At 73.6% G+C, this 15,136-nt stretch carries 15 protein-coding genes; 6 read left to right on the top strand and 9 right to left on the bottom strand.

The features are described 5' to 3' along the window. Nucleotides 1–8 precede the first annotated feature (8 nt). The gene (locus E8M80_RS01510; RefSeq protein WP_137123877.1) at nucleotides 9–356 is read right to left on the bottom strand and encodes a DUF1244 domain-containing protein; all 348 of its coding nucleotides are present in this window, start codon (nucleotides 354–356) and stop codon (nucleotides 9–11) included. A gap of 284 nt (nucleotides 357–640) precedes the next feature. On the opposite strand from E8M80_RS01510, the gene E8M80_RS01515 reads away from it, so the two are divergent. After that, nucleotides 641–1,282: a hypothetical protein gene (locus tag E8M80_RS01515; RefSeq protein WP_137123878.1), complete on the top strand. Its 642-nt coding sequence runs from the start codon at nucleotides 641–643 to the stop codon at nucleotides 1,280–1,282. A 158-nt stretch (nucleotides 1,283–1,440) separates the two neighbouring features. Further along, on the top strand, nucleotides 1,441–2,721 hold the full coding sequence (locus E8M80_RS01520) for a glycerate kinase (RefSeq protein ID WP_137123879.1): 1,281 nt from the start codon (nucleotides 1,441–1,443) through the stop codon (nucleotides 2,719–2,721). 147 nt (nucleotides 2,722–2,868) lie between these two features. On the opposite strand, the gene galE is transcribed toward E8M80_RS01520, so the two are convergent. Continuing rightward, on the bottom strand, nucleotides 2,869–3,861 hold the full coding sequence (gene galE / locus E8M80_RS01525) for a UDP-glucose 4-epimerase GalE (protein ID WP_137123880.1): 993 nt from the start codon (nucleotides 3,859–3,861) through the stop codon (nucleotides 2,869–2,871). 79 nt (nucleotides 3,862–3,940) lie between these two features. Between galE and mepA the strand changes: the two genes are divergently transcribed. Further along, nucleotides 3,941–4,780, top strand: a complete 840-nt coding sequence (gene mepA / locus E8M80_RS01530; RefSeq protein WP_137123881.1) for a penicillin-insensitive murein endopeptidase — start codon at nucleotides 3,941–3,943, stop codon at nucleotides 4,778–4,780. Nucleotides 4,781–4,787: 7 nt separating this feature from the next. Here the strand turns inward: mepA and E8M80_RS01535 are convergent, their stop codons facing one another. From E8M80_RS01535 to E8M80_RS01560, 6 genes are all read right to left on the bottom strand, one after another. Next, complete coding sequence (locus E8M80_RS01535) at nucleotides 4,788–5,366, bottom strand: DUF882 domain-containing protein (RefSeq protein WP_137123882.1); 579 nt, start codon at nucleotides 5,364–5,366, stop codon at nucleotides 4,788–4,790. Between the two features lie 3 nt (nucleotides 5,367–5,369). Continuing rightward, nucleotides 5,370–6,926: a murein L,D-transpeptidase gene (locus E8M80_RS01540; protein WP_137123883.1), complete on the bottom strand. Its 1,557-nt coding sequence runs from the start codon at nucleotides 6,924–6,926 to the stop codon at nucleotides 5,370–5,372. Nucleotides 6,927–6,984: 58 nt separating this feature from the next. Beyond that, complete coding sequence (locus E8M80_RS01545) at nucleotides 6,985–8,364, bottom strand: NAD(P)/FAD-dependent oxidoreductase (RefSeq protein ID WP_137123884.1); 1,380 nt, start codon at nucleotides 8,362–8,364, stop codon at nucleotides 6,985–6,987. Nucleotides 8,365–8,704: 340 nt separating this feature from the next. Beyond that, a complete protein-coding gene (locus E8M80_RS01550) occupies nucleotides 8,705–9,001 on the bottom strand; it encodes a 2Fe-2S iron-sulfur cluster-binding protein (protein ID WP_137123885.1) in 297 nt (98 codons plus the stop codon). Next, nucleotides 8,982–10,103 carry an FAD-binding oxidoreductase gene (locus E8M80_RS01555; protein WP_137123886.1) on the bottom strand — a complete coding sequence of 374 codons (1,122 nt, stop codon included), beginning with the start codon at nucleotides 10,101–10,103 and terminating at the stop codon, nucleotides 8,982–8,984. Before E8M80_RS01555 ends, E8M80_RS01550 begins: the two co-directional genes overlap by 20 nt. 56 nt (nucleotides 10,104–10,159) lie before the next feature. Beyond that, nucleotides 10,160–10,483 carry an osmoprotectant transporter permease gene (locus E8M80_RS01560; protein ID WP_137123887.1) on the bottom strand — a complete coding sequence of 108 codons (324 nt, stop codon included), beginning with the start codon at nucleotides 10,481–10,483 and terminating at the stop codon, nucleotides 10,160–10,162. 63 nt (nucleotides 10,484–10,546) lie between these two features. Between E8M80_RS01560 and E8M80_RS01565 the strand changes: the two genes are divergently transcribed. Continuing rightward, nucleotides 10,547–11,884 (top strand): aspartate aminotransferase family protein, encoded by a 1,338-nt coding sequence (locus E8M80_RS01565; RefSeq protein ID WP_137123888.1) that lies wholly within the window; start codon nucleotides 10,547–10,549, stop codon nucleotides 11,882–11,884. Nucleotides 11,885–12,064: 180 nt separating this feature from the next. On the opposite strand, the gene E8M80_RS01570 is transcribed toward E8M80_RS01565, so the two are convergent. Continuing rightward, nucleotides 12,065–12,814 carry an SDR family oxidoreductase gene (locus tag E8M80_RS01570; RefSeq protein ID WP_240789842.1) on the bottom strand — a complete coding sequence of 250 codons (750 nt, stop codon included), beginning with the start codon at nucleotides 12,812–12,814 and terminating at the stop codon, nucleotides 12,065–12,067. A 109-nt stretch (nucleotides 12,815–12,923) separates the two neighbouring features. Here E8M80_RS01570 and E8M80_RS01575 point away from each other — a divergent pair, with 109 nt between their 5' ends. Next, nucleotides 12,924–14,333, top strand: a complete 1,410-nt coding sequence (locus tag E8M80_RS01575) for an amidase (RefSeq protein WP_240789843.1) — start codon at nucleotides 12,924–12,926, stop codon at nucleotides 14,331–14,333. A 19-nt stretch (nucleotides 14,334–14,352) separates the two neighbouring features. Continuing rightward, nucleotides 14,353–15,135 carry an enoyl-CoA hydratase-related protein gene (locus tag E8M80_RS01580; RefSeq protein ID WP_137123890.1) on the top strand — a complete coding sequence of 261 codons (783 nt, stop codon included), beginning with the start codon at nucleotides 14,353–14,355 and terminating at the stop codon, nucleotides 15,133–15,135. Nucleotide 15,136 lies beyond the last annotated feature (1 nt).

Genomic DNA, 15,136 nt, shown 5'->3' on the forward strand with positions numbered 1-15,136 from the left:
CTTGCCCTTCAATGGCCGGGATTGGCGGCGGCGAAGCGCGCCTTCTGGTCGGCGCTCGCCTCGGTCTGGTGCTTCGCCTGCCAGTCCTTGTAGGGCATGCCGTAGACGATCTCGCGCGCATCCGGGGTTTCCAGCGCCTGGCCCGCCTCCCCGGCCGCCTCCTGGTACCAGCGTGACAGGCAGTTCCGGCAGAACCCGGTCAGATTCATCATGTCGATGTTCTGCACGTCGGTGCGCTCGCGCAGGTGCTGGACCAGCTTGCGGAAGGCCGCGGCCTCGATCCTCTCGCGCGCCGTGGCGTCGAGGGCTGCGGCGGCGCCGAGCGCCAGGTCGGCTTCGGGCTGGGGTGCGGGCATGGCGTGTGTCCCTCCTCGGTCCGCGCCTAGATGGCCCATCCGGGGCCGCTACGCCATAGCTCCGCCGGCGCCTGCACCATGGGCCGGCGGGCTCGACATGATCGTTGTGGACAACGCCGCTTACCTGTTACGATAACGGTCGAATGATCAGCTAGGATCCCATCCGTGCATGCCGGGCGCGGCAAGGTCCGATCCAGCCGTTCCGCTCTCCCGGGGATCGCAACGTGCAGTTGGGCGGCCGATCCCCGCGTCTGTCGGGGTGGCGGCGCCCGAGGGAACCGACCATGCCGATCAGCCTCGCCAACTGGGCCGCGCCAGTGACCCTGCAGCAGATGACGACGTTTCTTCAAACGGAGCCGGCAATACAGAAGCTGAACTTCGAATTCGCCGGGATCAGGATCTGGCCGGAGGCCTACTCGAAGCACCTGGTCAACGCCCTGTCCCGCGGCGACATCCAGTGCGTGGGCACGAACTTCATCGAGGACGGCGCGTCCGGGTCGTACAGCCCGGAACTCGACATCTTCAAGATGCGCTATTCGTTCAACCTGAAGAAGGTCGGGGACCAGGCGCTGACCATCCACGAGTTGACGCACGCCTTCCTGGACCTGACCGCCCAGACCGGCGTGACGCGAAAGACCTCGGAGGCGATCTCGTACCTGGCCCAGGCGACCTTCCTGGAGATCAACGGATACGACCCGCTCGGAAACGTAAAGGACATCCTCAACGTCGCGCTGCCGATCGCCCAGTTCACGGTCATTCCCGGAAACTACAGCGTGCGTGCCGCCGATGTCGCGGCGCTCGAAGCCGCGGTCGCCGCGAATCCACTCTACGCCGGCAGGGCCTCGGAGATCTTCCTGGCGAACGGCTTCACGCGCGGACGGCTCGCTTCCCTACAGCGCCTGGTGGCGGGCTCCCCGGCCAGATAGGCACCCACCCGCGGGGCGAAGGAGAGGGTCGGGCCCGGGCCGGGCCGCGCGATGACCGCCGGGCGCGGGCCGGCTTTCGGGCAACTGGCCAAGCATCACGCGCATGGCCCCTGCGCCGCAGCGACGCCATACTGCGCGCAGAGGGGAAATTCCTGCGCATGGCCTTCACCGACGCCGCGGCGCGCGCCGCGCTCCGCCGCCTGTTCGACGCCGCAATCGCCTCGGCCGACCCGCGCACGGTGCTCGCGCGCCACCTGCCGGAGCGGCCCAAAGGCCGCGTGCTGGTGCTGGGCGCCGGGAAATCCGCCGCCGTCATGGCCGCCGCGGTCGAGGCCGCCTGGCCCGAGGCCGACCTCGCGGGCCTCGTCGTCACCCGCTACGGCCACGGCCACCCGACCAGCCGCATCGAAGTCGCGGAGGCCGCCCACCCCGTCCCGGACGAGGCCGGCGCGGCAGCGGCGCGGCGGATGCTCGACCTTGCCGCCGCGGCGGGGGCCGGCGACCTCGTGCTGTTCCTGGTCTCGGGCGGCGGGTCGTCGCTGACCACGCTGCCGGCGCCGGGGCTGACGCTGGCCGACCTCGTTGCCGTGAACCGCGCGCTGCTCGCCTCGGGTGCCACGATCCACGAGATGAACTGCATCCGCCGCCACCTCTCGGCCTTCTCGGGCGGCAGGCTGGCGGCGGCGGCGCATCCGGCGCGGGTCGTGACGCTCGCGATCTCGGACGTGCCGGGGGACGACGCGACCGTCATCGCCTCCGGCCCCACCGTGCCCGACCCGTCCACCTTCGCCGAGGCGCGCGAGCTTGTTGCCCACTACCGCATGACGCTGCCCGAGGCCGTCACGGCGCATCTCGCGGCGGCGGCCGAGGAAAGCCCGAAGCCCGGCGACCCGCGCCTGCCCGCGCCCGACTACCGCTACATCGCGACGCCGCTGATGGCGCTGGAGGCCGCCGCGGCGGAAGCCCGCGCGCTGGGCCTGGCGCCGGTCATCCTGGGCGATGCGCTGGAGGGCGAGGCGCATGAGGTCGGCACCGTGCTGGCCGGCATCGCCCACGCGGCCCGCGCGCATGGCCATCCGGCGGCGGCGCCCTGCGTGCTGCTCTCGGGCGGGGAGACGACCGTCACCATCCGCACCGACAATCCCGGGCGGGGCGGGCGGAACGCCGAATGCCTGCTGGGCTTCGCGCTGGCGCTGGCCGGAACGCCCGGCATCTGGGCGCTGATGGGCGACACGGACGGCATCGACGGGTCGGAGGAGAATGCCGGCGCCATCGCCGCGCCCGACACGCTGGCGCGCGCGCGGGCCGTGGGGCTCGACCCGCGGGCGCTGCTGGCCGGGCATGACAGCCACCGGCTGTTCGCGACGCTCGGCGACCTCGTGACCACGGGGCCGACGCTGACCAACGTCAATGATTTCCGGGCGATCCTGGTGGGGTGAACGCAGGAGGTCGGGGGAGGAGAACCTCCCCCGAGCCCCCTCCCTTCCCTGGCACTTGGCGCCCATCCTCGAAGATGCGGCGCCAAATGCCAAAGAAGGTTATGGGGGGTCCGGGGGGAGAAGTTCCCTTCTCCCCCCGCCCTTTCCCTACCGGTCGCCGTACCCGCCCGGATGCGCCTCCCGCCAGGCCCAGGCGGTGCGCACGATGTCCTCCAGGCTGCCCAGGCGCGGCGTCCAGCCCGTCTCGGCGCGCAGCCGGTCGGATGCCGCGACCAGCACCGTCGGGTCCCCCGCACGGCGTGGCCCGACCGCATGCGGCACCGGCCGGCCGCCGACCCGCTCCACCGCCGCCAGCACCTCCTTCACCGAGGCGCCGCTGCCGCTGCCGACATTGTAGCGGCAGGACCCATGCGTCTCGAGCCGCGCGAGCGCGGCGAGATGGGCCTCCGCCAGGTCGGTCACGTGCACGTAGTCGCGGATGCAGGTGCCGTCCGGCGTCGGGTAGTCCTCTCCGAAGACCGTCAGCGGCGGGCGGCGGCCGAGTGCGGCGTCGATCGCGAGCGGCACGAGGTGCGTCTCGGGGTCATGGTCCTCCCCGGCCCGTCCCTGCGGGTCGGATCCGGCCGCGTTGAAATACCGCAGCGCGGCGACGCGCAGGCCGTGGATGCGCTCGGCCCAGGCGAGCCCTTCCTCGACCATGCGCTTGCTGTCGCCATAGGGGTTCGACGGCGCGATGCGGCAGGCCTCGTCGATCGGCACGCGGTCGGGGTCGCCGAAAAGCGCGGCGGTGGAGGACAGCACGAAGCGCAGGCAGCCCGCCTTGATCGCGGCCTCGGCCAGGCGAAGCGAATGGGACACGTTCTCCGCGATGTAGTGCAGCGGGTCGCGCATCGAGGCGCCGACGATGGACAGCGCGGCGAAATGCAGCACCGCGTCGAAGCGCCAGGCGGCGAAGACCTCCGCGACCCGCGCCGAATGGGCGAGGTCGGCCTCGACCAGCGTGGCCCCGGCGGGCACCGCCGCGCGGTGGCCCTGGCTGAGGTTGTCGAGCACCACGACCTCATGGCCGCGGTCGAGAAGGGCCAGCACGGCATGGCTGCCGACGAATCCGGCACCGCCGGTGACGAGGTAACGGGCCAAGGGGTCCTCCGCGGGCGTGCGGCCGCGAAGCCCGCACGGGATGATTTCAGCGGCGCACGATCTGCTCTAGCAATCGGGCATGGGCAAGGCATGGATCGGCGCCGTCATGGCGCTGCTGGTTCCGACGATGGCGGCGGCACAGGGCAATGGCCGCGCGGCGCCCTGGGGCGCCGTGTCCACCCCCGCGCCCGGGCCGGCGCGGGTGATCGGCGGCACCGGGCTCGGCTGCATCGCGGGCGCCGTGCGCCTGCCGGACGAAGGGCCGGGCTGGCAGGCGGTGCGCGTCTCCCGCAACCGGCACTGGGGGCATCCCGACACGGTCGCCTGGGTGCAGGCCCTGGCCGCTCGGGCGCAGGAGGCGGGCTTCCCGGACCTCTGGATCGGGGATCTCGCGCAGCCGCGCGGCGGGCCCATGACCTACGGCCATGCCAGCCACCAGACCGGGCTCGATGCCGACATCTGGCTCGATGTCTCGCCGAAGCCGCGCGTGCCGGCGGCGGCGCGGGAGGATGTCCGCGTCGCCTCCCTGGTGCTGCCGGACGAGACCGGCGTCGATCCGCGCCGCTTCACCGACCGCCACGCCGCGCTGATCCGCCTGGCCGCCCAGACGCCGGGGCTCGACCGGCTGCTGGTCAACCACGCGATCAAGCGGGAACTCTGCCGCCGCCACCGCGGCGAGGCCTGGCTGCGCCGCGTGCGCCCCTGGCGGGGCCACGATTCGCACATGCACATCCGGCTGCGCTGCCCGGCCGGCCAGACGGAATGCCGCGACATCCCGCCGCCGCCGGCCAGCGACGGCTGCGACGCGAGCCTCGACTGGTGGCTGAGCGAGGAGGCGCGCAACCCACCGCGCCGCGCGCCATCCGGCCCGCCGCCGCCGCTGCCGGCGGCCTGCGCCGGCGTGCTGGCGGCGCGCTGAAGCGGCGCTACCAGCGGCGCGCCGGGCCGCAATCCAGGTGGACGAAGCCGTTGCCGCGATAGAGCCCGACGCCGCCGGTCTGCAGGTCCGCCGCCAGCCGCGCGATGCCCATGGGCTGGCGCCCCGGCAGGCGCACATCGGCCGCCATGCCCGACATGTGCAGCGACACGCGGGAGACGCGGCGAGATTGCCGGGACCGCGCCGCATTCGTCTCGGGCGCGCGGTAGCCGCTCAGCACGTCCCACGCCTCATTCGCATCGAGGCGACGGGCGATGGTGTGCAGCACGTCGAACAACCGGGGGTCCATGGGCGTCGTCTCGTCGAGCCCCGGGTCGCGGAACACGAGGTCGAGGCGGCGCAGCGCGTCGCGGTCGTAGCGGCCGTCGCGCCAATAGACGCCGTCGAAGGAATCGCCCGTCTGCATGCGGCGCACGCTGAGCGAGCGCGTCGCGGCCCCCTGCGCCAGCGCCGCCGGCGTCACGACGAGTGCGGCGAGGCAGGACAGGCCCGCGCGGACCACTTCGCGCCGCTTCGCCACCGCCGGGTCGCAGCAGGGGCAGTCGAAGCGATGGAACAGGCGCGCCATCGCTCAGCGCGCCTGGGTGCCGCGCGCCGCCCCCCCTTCGGAGGACGCGATCCGCTGCCGTACCGGGCGGTCGAGCGCGCGGGCGTAGTCGGCATCGAGGCCATAGATGTCTGGACGCATGATGACCTGGCCCCCTTCCACGACGACAGTGGTGTAATGGAGCCGCACCAGGATGGAGCGCGCCATGGGCACGGTCCGGGTGACGCGGCTGGAGATGGCGCGGCTCATCTGCGCCTCATCCCAGCCGGACATGCCCGAGAAGGCGTCCGAAAGCAACTCCATGGGCTGCGCGAGCCGGATGCAGCCGGAGGAGAAGGCCCGCTGCCCGCGCGTGAACAGGTGCCGGTCCGGCGTGTCGTGCATGAAGATCGCTTCGCTGTTCGGCATCACGAACTTGATCTGGCCGAGCGCGTTGCGCTCCCCGGCATCCTGGCGGATGAAATACGGGAAGTAGTTGCGGTTGTAGTTCGTGAAGTCGATCTCGGTGGCATCGACCGGCACGACCTGCCCGTCCACGCGCTGGAACATGCGGTAGCCACGCGCCTGCATCCCCGCCGGGTCGCGGCGGAAGCGCGGCAGCAGGTCTTCCCGGGCGTTGCGGTCGGGCGCGCCCCAGGGCGGGTTGAACTGCACCGCGGTCATGCGGACGTTCAGCATCGGCGTCTGGCGGTCGCGCCGGCCGACGATGACGGCCATCTCCCGCATCACGCGGTCGCCTTCCAGCAAGCGGAGCTGGAAATGCGGCACGTTGACCTCGATGCGCCGCTCGGCGATCGGGCGCCCCTGCCCGCGGCGCATGTCGAGCGCCACGCGAAGCTGGTCGATCTTGGCCTCGACCGGCGTGTTCAGCACGGTCCAGGTGATGCTGCCGACGCGGCCATCGGCCTCGAGCCCCTCGCTCGCCTGGAAGGCGCGCACCGCGGTCTGCAGGCGCGCGTCGTAGAGCGGGCTGGCGGCGGCCTCCCCGGTCGCGATCGCCGGGTCGAACATCGCGAGGCGCGCGCGCAGCTGCGGCACGCGGGCGGCATCGGTGGCGCCGGGCTCGAGTGTCCGGGCCAGGTTGCCCGTGATCCGCGGCCAGCCGCCGGCGGCCGCGACGGCGCGGTGGCGGGCAAGCTCCGCCTTCAGCGCACGGGCTTCGGGCGGCAGGTCGGCGGCGCGGGAGATGACCTCGGCCGGCTCGCGCGCCGAGGCCAGCTCGGCCATCCAGCCCGCCAGGTCGACCGAGGACGGGTCCCGCCGCAGGTCGACGCGCCCCCGCAGGCTCGCGACGCGGCCGAGCAGGAGGTCCACCAGCGCGGCCTGCGCCGCACGCAGCGTATCGGCCCGGAATCGCGCCGGCTCCGCGGCCGCGGAGCCGGCCGCCGGCACGCCATAGAGCGACGGGTCGAGGCCATCCTCCGGCAGCCGGGCGAGCCGCTCGGCAAGGCGCGCGATGGCGGCCTCCGAGGCCACCTCCGACACGATGGCGGCCGGATCCGCGCCGAAGCCTTGCGCGACGGCGGGCAGGGCGAGGAACGACGGGGCGGTCAGCAGGGACAGGGCAAGAACGTGGCGCATGGGACGTGTGTAGGCCGCGGCACCGCCGATTCCAAGAATCCGGTGCGCCAGCGCAGCGTTACGCATCGGGCTGTTGCAGGGATTCCGCACTTCCGGCCAGGAGCGCCACGCTGACCGGCTTGTAGGGCGCGCGCGGGCGGAGCGGCGGCACGGCGGCGGGCGCCAACCCGCGGACCTCGGCGATCAGCGCGGCCACGGTCGGCGCGCACATCCGGCCCTGACAGGGCCCCATGCCGCAGCGCAGATAGGCCTTCAACTGGTTCGGCCCGGTCGCGCCGAGCGCGGCAGCGCGGCGGATCGCGCCGGCGGTCACCTCCTCGCACCGGCAGGCGATCGTGGCGTCGGCAGGCGCCAGCACCTCGGGCGGCGGCGCATAGAGGGCATCGAGGAAGGGCCGGAGCGCGAGCGCCGCCCGGCGCGTGGCCAAGGGTGCCGCGATCCGGGCCGCGAAGGCGTCCTCCGCCAGCGCGCCCGCCCGCCGCGCGGCATCGAGGCCGGCGAGCCGCCCGGCCGCCGCCGCCGCTTCCCAGCCGCCGATACCCGCGCCATCGCCCGCCACCGCGACCCGCGGGTGGGAGGAAGCGCCGAATTCGTCCGCCACGGGCCGCCAGCAGGCCTGCGCGGCATCCCAGGCATGATCGAGCCCGATGGCGCGCGAGACATGCGTCGCGGGGATCACGCCCTCATGCAGCAGCAACGTGTCGCAGGGGGCGGAGCCGCCGTCCCAGGCGACCCGCGCGACGCTTCCCTCTCCCTCGGCGCGCAGGCCGCGGACGCCGCGCACGACACGGACGCCATGCCGCCGCGCCTCGGCCATCAGCGCCAGTCCCTTGCGCAGCATCCCATGCCCCGCGAGCAGCCCGGCACCGGCCCGCATCGCCGCGGCGGCCACGGAGGTCCGGCGCGTCTCCAGCACCAGCGGCGCGGCGCCGGCGCGGGCAAGCTGCACGGCCAGGAGCCACGCCAGCGGCCCCTGCCCCGCCAGCACGATGCGCCCGGACGGCACGGCACCGGCCGATTTCAGCAGGATCTGCGCCGCGCCCGCCGACATCACCCCGGGCAGGGTCCAGCCGGGGATCGGCACCGGGCGTTCCTGCGCCCCGGTCGCGAGCAGCACGCGCCGCGCCGCGACCTCCTGCGACGCGGCGTCGGTCGCGAGCGACAGCACGCCCGCATCGGGGTCGAGGTGCCAGAGCGTCGTCGCGGGCCGGTAGTCCACGCCCGCCGCACGGAAGGCAGCGATGAGCGGCAGGCCGGGGGCGATGTCGGGGCCGGGCGCGGGATCGGCGGCGGCGGCCTCGGCGGCGCGGAAGACCTGGCCGCCGGGGGCCGGGTTCTCGTCGACCACCAGGACCGAGAGGCCCTGGGCACGGGCCTCGATCGCGGCGGCCATGCCGGCGGGGCCGGCGCCGATGATGGCGAGGTCGTGCGGGGTCATGGGGCGCGGGTGTCGAGAGGGGCCTTGCCCCCCTCGGGCTCCCCCCACCAAAGGCCGAAGGGCCTTTGGGAACCGATACTTTGGCGCGGATTGGGGGCGCGTGCGTCGGTTTCGGACAAATCGCGGTCGGCACGGCGGGGATCGGGGATCCGCGGCGACGGGCTCGGCAGGGCGCGGTTCCACGACATGGCGGCAGTATCCAGGAATTTTTTCCTTCGCTCAATCCCGAAGTGCCAAGTCATGGTTTCCAAAGGCCTTTCGGCCTTTGGCGGGTCCAGGGCGGCGCCCTGGCCGGGAGGTTTGGAGGGGCGGAGCCCCTCCGGCAGCGCGCCCGCCGCCCTCACGGCGCCACGCCCCGTGCCCCGCCCTGCCGTTCGATCCGCATCCCCGGCGTGACCGCGACCATGCAGGCCTGCCGGTTCGTCACCCCGTCGATGACCGCCAGGCAGTCGAAGCAGACCCCCATCATGCAGTACGGCGCCCGCGGGCTGCCCGAGATCGCGGTCTCCCGGATCGAGGGCAGCCCCGCCAGCAGCACCGCCGCCGCCGCCGAGGCACCCTCCGGCACCCAGACGGGCCGGCCTTCCACCATCACCTCGACCGTCGCGGGCCGCGCCTCAGGCCGCGTGCGGAACATCGAAGCGCTTCGCCGAGAAGGGTGCGAGGGAGGGGTCGAGGCTGCCCGCCGCGACCATCGGCGCGAAGATCCGCGCATGGGCCCCGGCCAGCGTCACGCCGGAATGGCAGTTCGCGGTGAAGGCGCCGGGGAAGCGGTCCGACTGGTCGTAGATTGGCAGCCCGTCCGGCGCCATGACACGCAGCGCCGACCAGGCGCGGATGACCTGCAGGTCGGCGATCCAGGGGAAGGACAGCGCGGCGCGGCGCGCGATCTCGGCCATCACGGGCGGCGACTGGCTTGTGTCGAAGCCGACCTCCTCCATGCTGTCGCCGAGCATGATGGTGCCCTCCCCGGTCTGGCGGATGGTGGTGGTGGGCATGGGCAGGACGGGGCGGGCGCGTTCCGTCACCAGGATCTGGCCGCGCTGCGGGCGAACCGGCGCCGCCAGGCCGAACAGCGGGGCGAGGTCGGCATTGCCGAGGCCCGCGGCGAGCACGATGCGCGGCGCAGCGAAGGCGCCGGCCGCGGTCTCGACCCGGAAGTCATGCGGCGCCGCGCTGCCGGCGGTGACCGTTGCGTCCGGGATGTAGGCGCCGCCGGCCGCCGTGAAGGCGCGGTGCAGCGCCTGCAGCAGCGCGAGCGGGCTCGCATGCCCGTCATAGGGAGTCCATGACGCGCCGACGACCGCGGGGCCGAGTCCGGGCAGCATGTCGCGCAACTCGGGTGCGCGGATCATGCGGTGGTCGAAGCCATGGTTGCCGGCCTCGGCCTGCATCCGGGCCATCTTGGCCGCGCGGTCCTCGAACTCGGCCTCGCTCAGGCAGAGATGCACGCCGCCCGGCTGGTGCAGCGCCAGGTCCAGCCCCGTGCGGGCGGCGAGGTCGGCCGCGAGCGCCGGCCATGCCTCGGCCGAGCCCCGCGTCCAGCGCTGGTACCAGGGCGCGCCGAAGCCCTTCGACTGCACCCACACCAGGCCGAAATTCCCGCGCGATGCGCGGTGCGCGATGTCGCCCTCGTCCAGCAGGACGGTGGCGACGCCCTGGTCGGTGAGCCCAAGCGCGATGGCGGCGCCGACCAGGCCGCCGCCCACCACGATGGCTTCGAAGGGCCTGGGTTGCATCCCGGCATGGGAAGGGGCGCGCGGCGCCGCGTCAACCGGCGCCGTCGCGCAACCGGTCACTGCCAGCGCCCGCCGGAGCCGACCAACAGCAGCATGAAGAAAAGGACGAAGCCCACCGCCGGCAGCGCGAGAACCAGCAGCAGCGCATTGGCCGCAGCGATGCGGCCCCGGCGGCCAAGCGCGATGCCCCCGCCGAGCACGACCGCCAGGGTCGCGAGCGTTCCGAACCAGAGCAGGCCGTTGAAGGACGAGACGGTGCCGTCGCCCAGCCCCTCCAGGAAGAACCAGGCGAAGACCAGCGCGACGAGGGCATCGATCCCGAGCAGGATTCGGTGGAACACCATGCGGCCGAGGCTGCGCCCGGCGGGCAGCCTCGGCAAGCGCGCTTAGGTTGACGGGAGGGGGCCGGCGGCGCGAGCCTTCGCCACCAGCCGGAGGATGCCATGAGCCCGCTCGACGCCCCGCGCGACCCGCGCAACAGCGACCTCGAGGCCGCGCTGGCCGAGGCGCGGGAGGCCTACACCGCCGCCCGCCCGGCCAGCGCCGCGATCCACGCGAAGGCACGCGAGGTGATGCCCGGCGGGAACACCCGCACCGTGCTGTTCTACACCCCCTTCCCGACCGCCATGGTGCGCGGCCAGGGCGCGCGGGTGTGGGACGCGGACGGGCGGGAGTATCTCGACCTCTGCGGCGAATACACCGCGGGGCTGTTCGGGCATTCCGAGACGCGCATCCTGGGTGCCGTGAAGGCGGCGATGGACCGGGGCGTGAACCTCGCCGCCGTCGGCGAGAACGAGGGCCGCCTCGCGGCGCTCATCTGCGGGCGGTTTCCCTCGGTCGAGCAACTCCGCTTCACGAATTCCGGCACCGAGGCGAACATCATGGCGCTGGCCGGCGCGCGCGGCTTCACCGGGCGGACCGAGGTGCTGGCCTTCCGCGGCGGCTACCATGGCGGCGTCTTCACCTTCCCGGTCGGCGTGCCGACCAGCCCCGTGAACCTGCCGATCCCGATGCGCTTCGCCGACTACAACGACGCGGACGGCGCGGCGGCGGCGATCCGCGAAGCCGGCGACGCGCTGGCCGCGGTGATCGTCGAGCCGATGCAGGGCTCGGGCGGCTGCATCCCGGCGACGCGCGAGTTCCTGGCGGCGCTGCGCGCGGCATGCTCCGAGACCGGCGCGCTGCTGGTGTTCGACGAGGTGATGACGAGCCGCCACGGCTTCGGCGGCCTGCAGGGCCGCATGGGTGTCACGCCCGACATGACGACCTTCGGCAAGTACATGGCCGGCGGCATGTCCTTCGGCGCCTTCGGCGGCCGGCGCGACGTGATGGCGGTCTTCGACGGACACCGGCCGGGCGCCATGCCCCATGCCGGGACCTTCAACAACAACGTGCTGTCGATGGCCGCCGGCTGCGTCGCGATGGGGGAGATCTTCGGCGCGGCGGAGGCGGAGGCGCTGTTCGCGCGGGGCGAGGGGCTGCGCGCGGCGCTCAACGCCGCCTGCGCCCGGCACGGCGTCGCGATGCACTTCACCGGCATGGGCTCGATGATGAACCCGCACTTCCGGCCCGCGCCCGTCACCGCGCCCTACAAGGCCGGCGTCGAGGAGGAGCAGATGCGCGAGTTGTTCTTCTTCGACATGCTCGCGGCCGGGATCTACCTGGCGCGGCGCGGCATGGTGGCGCTGATGCTGCCGGTGACGGAGGCCGACTGCGCGCGCTTCGTCGCCGCGGTCGAGGAATTCTGCGCGGCCCGGAAGCCGGTGCTGGCGGCGGCTTGAGGAAGGTCGGGGGAGGAGAACCTCCCCCGATCCGGGACCCCACGACGTTGCTGCGCAACGCCGAGGGGACCCCAAGCCCTCCCTTCCTTGGCACCTGGCGCCGGTCTTGGGCGGTCGGGCGCCAAGTGGCAAGGAAGGTTGTGGGGGGTCCGGGGGGAGAAGTTCCCTTCTCCCCCCGCCTCACCGCCCGCCGCCGACCGGCAGGCAGGCCGCCGTGATGTAGGACGCCGCATCGGAGGCCAGGAACAGGATCGCCTCCGCGACCTCCTCCGCCGTCCCCGCGCGGCCCATCGGCACGCCGGGGGACAGGCGCTCGATGCGGTCGGGCTGGCCGGAATTCGCGTGCAGTTCCGTGGCGATCAGGCCGGGGTTCACGGCGTTCACGCGGATGCCCTCCAGCGCCACCTCGCGCGCCAGGCCGACGGTGAGCGTGTCCACCGCGCCCTTGCTCGCGGCGTAGTGGACCCACTCCCCGCCGCTGCCGAGTTCCGAGGCGCGGGAGGAGACGTTGACGATCGTCCCGCCCTGCCCGCCCCGCTTCGTGGACATCCGCCGCACCGCTTCACGACAGGACAGCGCCAGGCCGATCACGTTCGGGTCGAACACGGCGCGCCACTCGGCCTCCGTGGTGTCGGCCAGCAGGCGCTTGCCGCCCGTGATGCCGGCATTGTTCACCACGACGTCGAGGCGCCCGAAGGTGCGCGTCGCGGCGTCGAAGGCCGCGACGATGTCCGCTTCCTTCGCCGCGTCGCCCTTGGCCAGCACGACGCGCGCGCCGGCCGCCTCGCAGGCGGCGCGCGTCGCCTCGGCGCGGGCGGTGTCCGACAGGTAGGTCAGCACCAGGTCGTGGCCGCGCCGCGCGGCCAGCAATGCCGTCGCCGCGCCGATGCCGCGGCCGCCGCCGGTGATGAGCATGACCTTGCGCGCCATCGTCGCCTCCATTCGTTCAGCCGGTCATCATCGGGACCGCGCGCCGCCTGTCCAGCCTGGACGCCTCCGACGCCGCGGGCGAGCATCGCGCCAGCCGAGGAGACGCCGCGTGACCCTGCCCCCACCCGAGACCTATTCGCCCGCGACCTTCCGCCCGCTGACCTTCCACGACGCGGTGCCGCGCTTCCGCGACGGGTCGGACACGCCGCGCGCGTGGCTCGAAGGCTGCCTCACGACGATTGCGGCGCTGGAGCCGCAGGTCATGGCCTTCGCGAGCCTGGGCGAGGACGCCGCGCGCGCCGCCGCCGACGCCAGCACCGCCCGCTACCGCGCGGGCGCGCCCCTGTCGCCGATCGACGGCATGCCGGTCGGCATCAAGGACCTGCTCGAGACGCGCGACCTGCCGACCGAGATGGGCAGCGCCTTCTACAGGGGGAACCGGCCGGGCCGCGATTCCGCGCTCGTGCAGGCGCTGCGCGCGGCGGGCGCGGTCATCGTCGGCAAGACCGTCACGACGGAACTGGGCATGTCGCATCCGGGGCCGACGCGCCATCCCTTCGACCTGCGCCGGACGCCGGGCGGGTCGTCCTCCGGCTCGGGCGCGGTCATCAGCGCGCGGATGCTGCCGGTCGCGATCGGCACGCAGGTGCTGGGCAGCGTGATCCGCCCGGCCTCCTTCAACGCGAACTGGGCGCTGAAGCCGACGCAGGGCGGCCTCAACAGGGGCGAAAGGCAGGGCTTCAGCCAATCGACCGTCGGCATCCATGCCGGCTGCGCGGAGGACATGTGGGCCGTCGCGGTCGAGATCGTGAAGCGCGTCGGCGGCGACCCCGGCGCGCCGGGGATGTATTTCACCGCCGAGGCGCCGCCGCCGCCCCTGAAGCCCCGGCGCCTCGCGGTGCTGGAGACCGAGGGCTGGCCGCTCGCCGAGCCCGCCGCGATCGCGGCCTTCGAGCGGGCGCTGGACGCGCTGCGCGCCGCGGGCGTCGCGATCCTGCGCCGCGGCGACCACCCGCTGCTGGAGGTGCTGGAGCAGCGCGTGATGGGCGCCATGGCGCTCGCGACCGATGTCTGCGCCTACGAGAGCGCCTGGTCGGTCGCCAACATGATGGCGAAGAACCCCGATGCGCTGAGCGAGAGCCTGAAGGCGCGCTTCGAGCTCGGCTGTTCGGTCACGCTGGCGCAGTACCGCGCCAGGCTGCACCAGCGCGACGAGATGCGCCGCGCCCAGGCTGCGCTGGCCGGCGAGGTCGACGCCTTCATCGGCCTGCCCGCCTGCGGCCCGGCGCCGCTGCCCGGCGACACGGGCGGCTCGACCAACCGCATCCTGCACACGACGGGCAACCCGATCATGAACACCGCCTCCTCCGGCCTCGGCTGCCCGGTCGTGACGGTGCCGCGTATGGCGGTCGGGGGGATGCCGCTCGGCATCGCGGTGACGGCGCAGCCGCACCAGGACGAGCGCGCGGTCGCCATTGCGCGCTGGATCGCGGACGCCATTCCGCCGATCATCGCGTGACGATCCGCGGAGGAAACGCATGAACGAGGTCCTGGTCACCGACGATGCCGGGCTGCGCACCATCCGGCTGAACCGGCCGGAGAAGAAGAACGCCCTGACTCGCGCCATGTACGCCGCGATGGCCGAGGCGCTACGGGAGGCCGCCGCGAGGCCGTCGGTGCGCGCGGTACTGATGACCGGCGGGACGGAGTGCTTCACCTCCGGCAACGACGTGGCGGACTTCAAGGCGCGCGGGGACCAGGCGGCGGACGTGCCCTCGCCCGCGCGGGAGTTCCTGGCGGCGCTGCGGGCCTGCCCGAAGCCGGTGGTCGCGGCCGTCGCGGGGTATGCGGTCGGGATCGGCACCACGCTGCTGCTGCATTGCGACTTCGTCTATGCGGCGGAGAACGCCATCTTCCGCATGCCCTTCGTCGATCTCGGCCTGTGCCCGGAGGGCGGCTCCTCGCTGCTGGTGCCGCAGCGCGGCGGGCAGTTGCTCGCGAACGAGTTGCTGATGCTGGGCGATGCCTTCCCGCCCGCCACCGCGCTGCGAGCGGGCGTCGTCAACGCCGTGGTCCCGGTGGACGAGATGATGGCGACGGCGGAAGGCGTGGCGCGTCGCCTCGCCGCCAAGCCGCCGGCGGCCATGGCGACCACCAAGCGCCTGCTGCGCCAGGCCGGCGAGGCGGCACTGACCGCCCACATGACCGAGGAATTCGCCGACTTCAGCGCGCTGCTGCGCGGCCCCGAGGCCGCCGAGGCCGTCGCCGCCTTCCAGGAAAAACGCAAGCCCGACTTCTCCCGCTTCCTGGCGGCGGAGTGAC

Source organism: Roseomonas sp. HF4, assembly GCF_005222755.1.
Classification (GTDB): Bacteria; Pseudomonadota; Alphaproteobacteria; order Acetobacterales; family Acetobacteraceae; genus Neoroseomonas.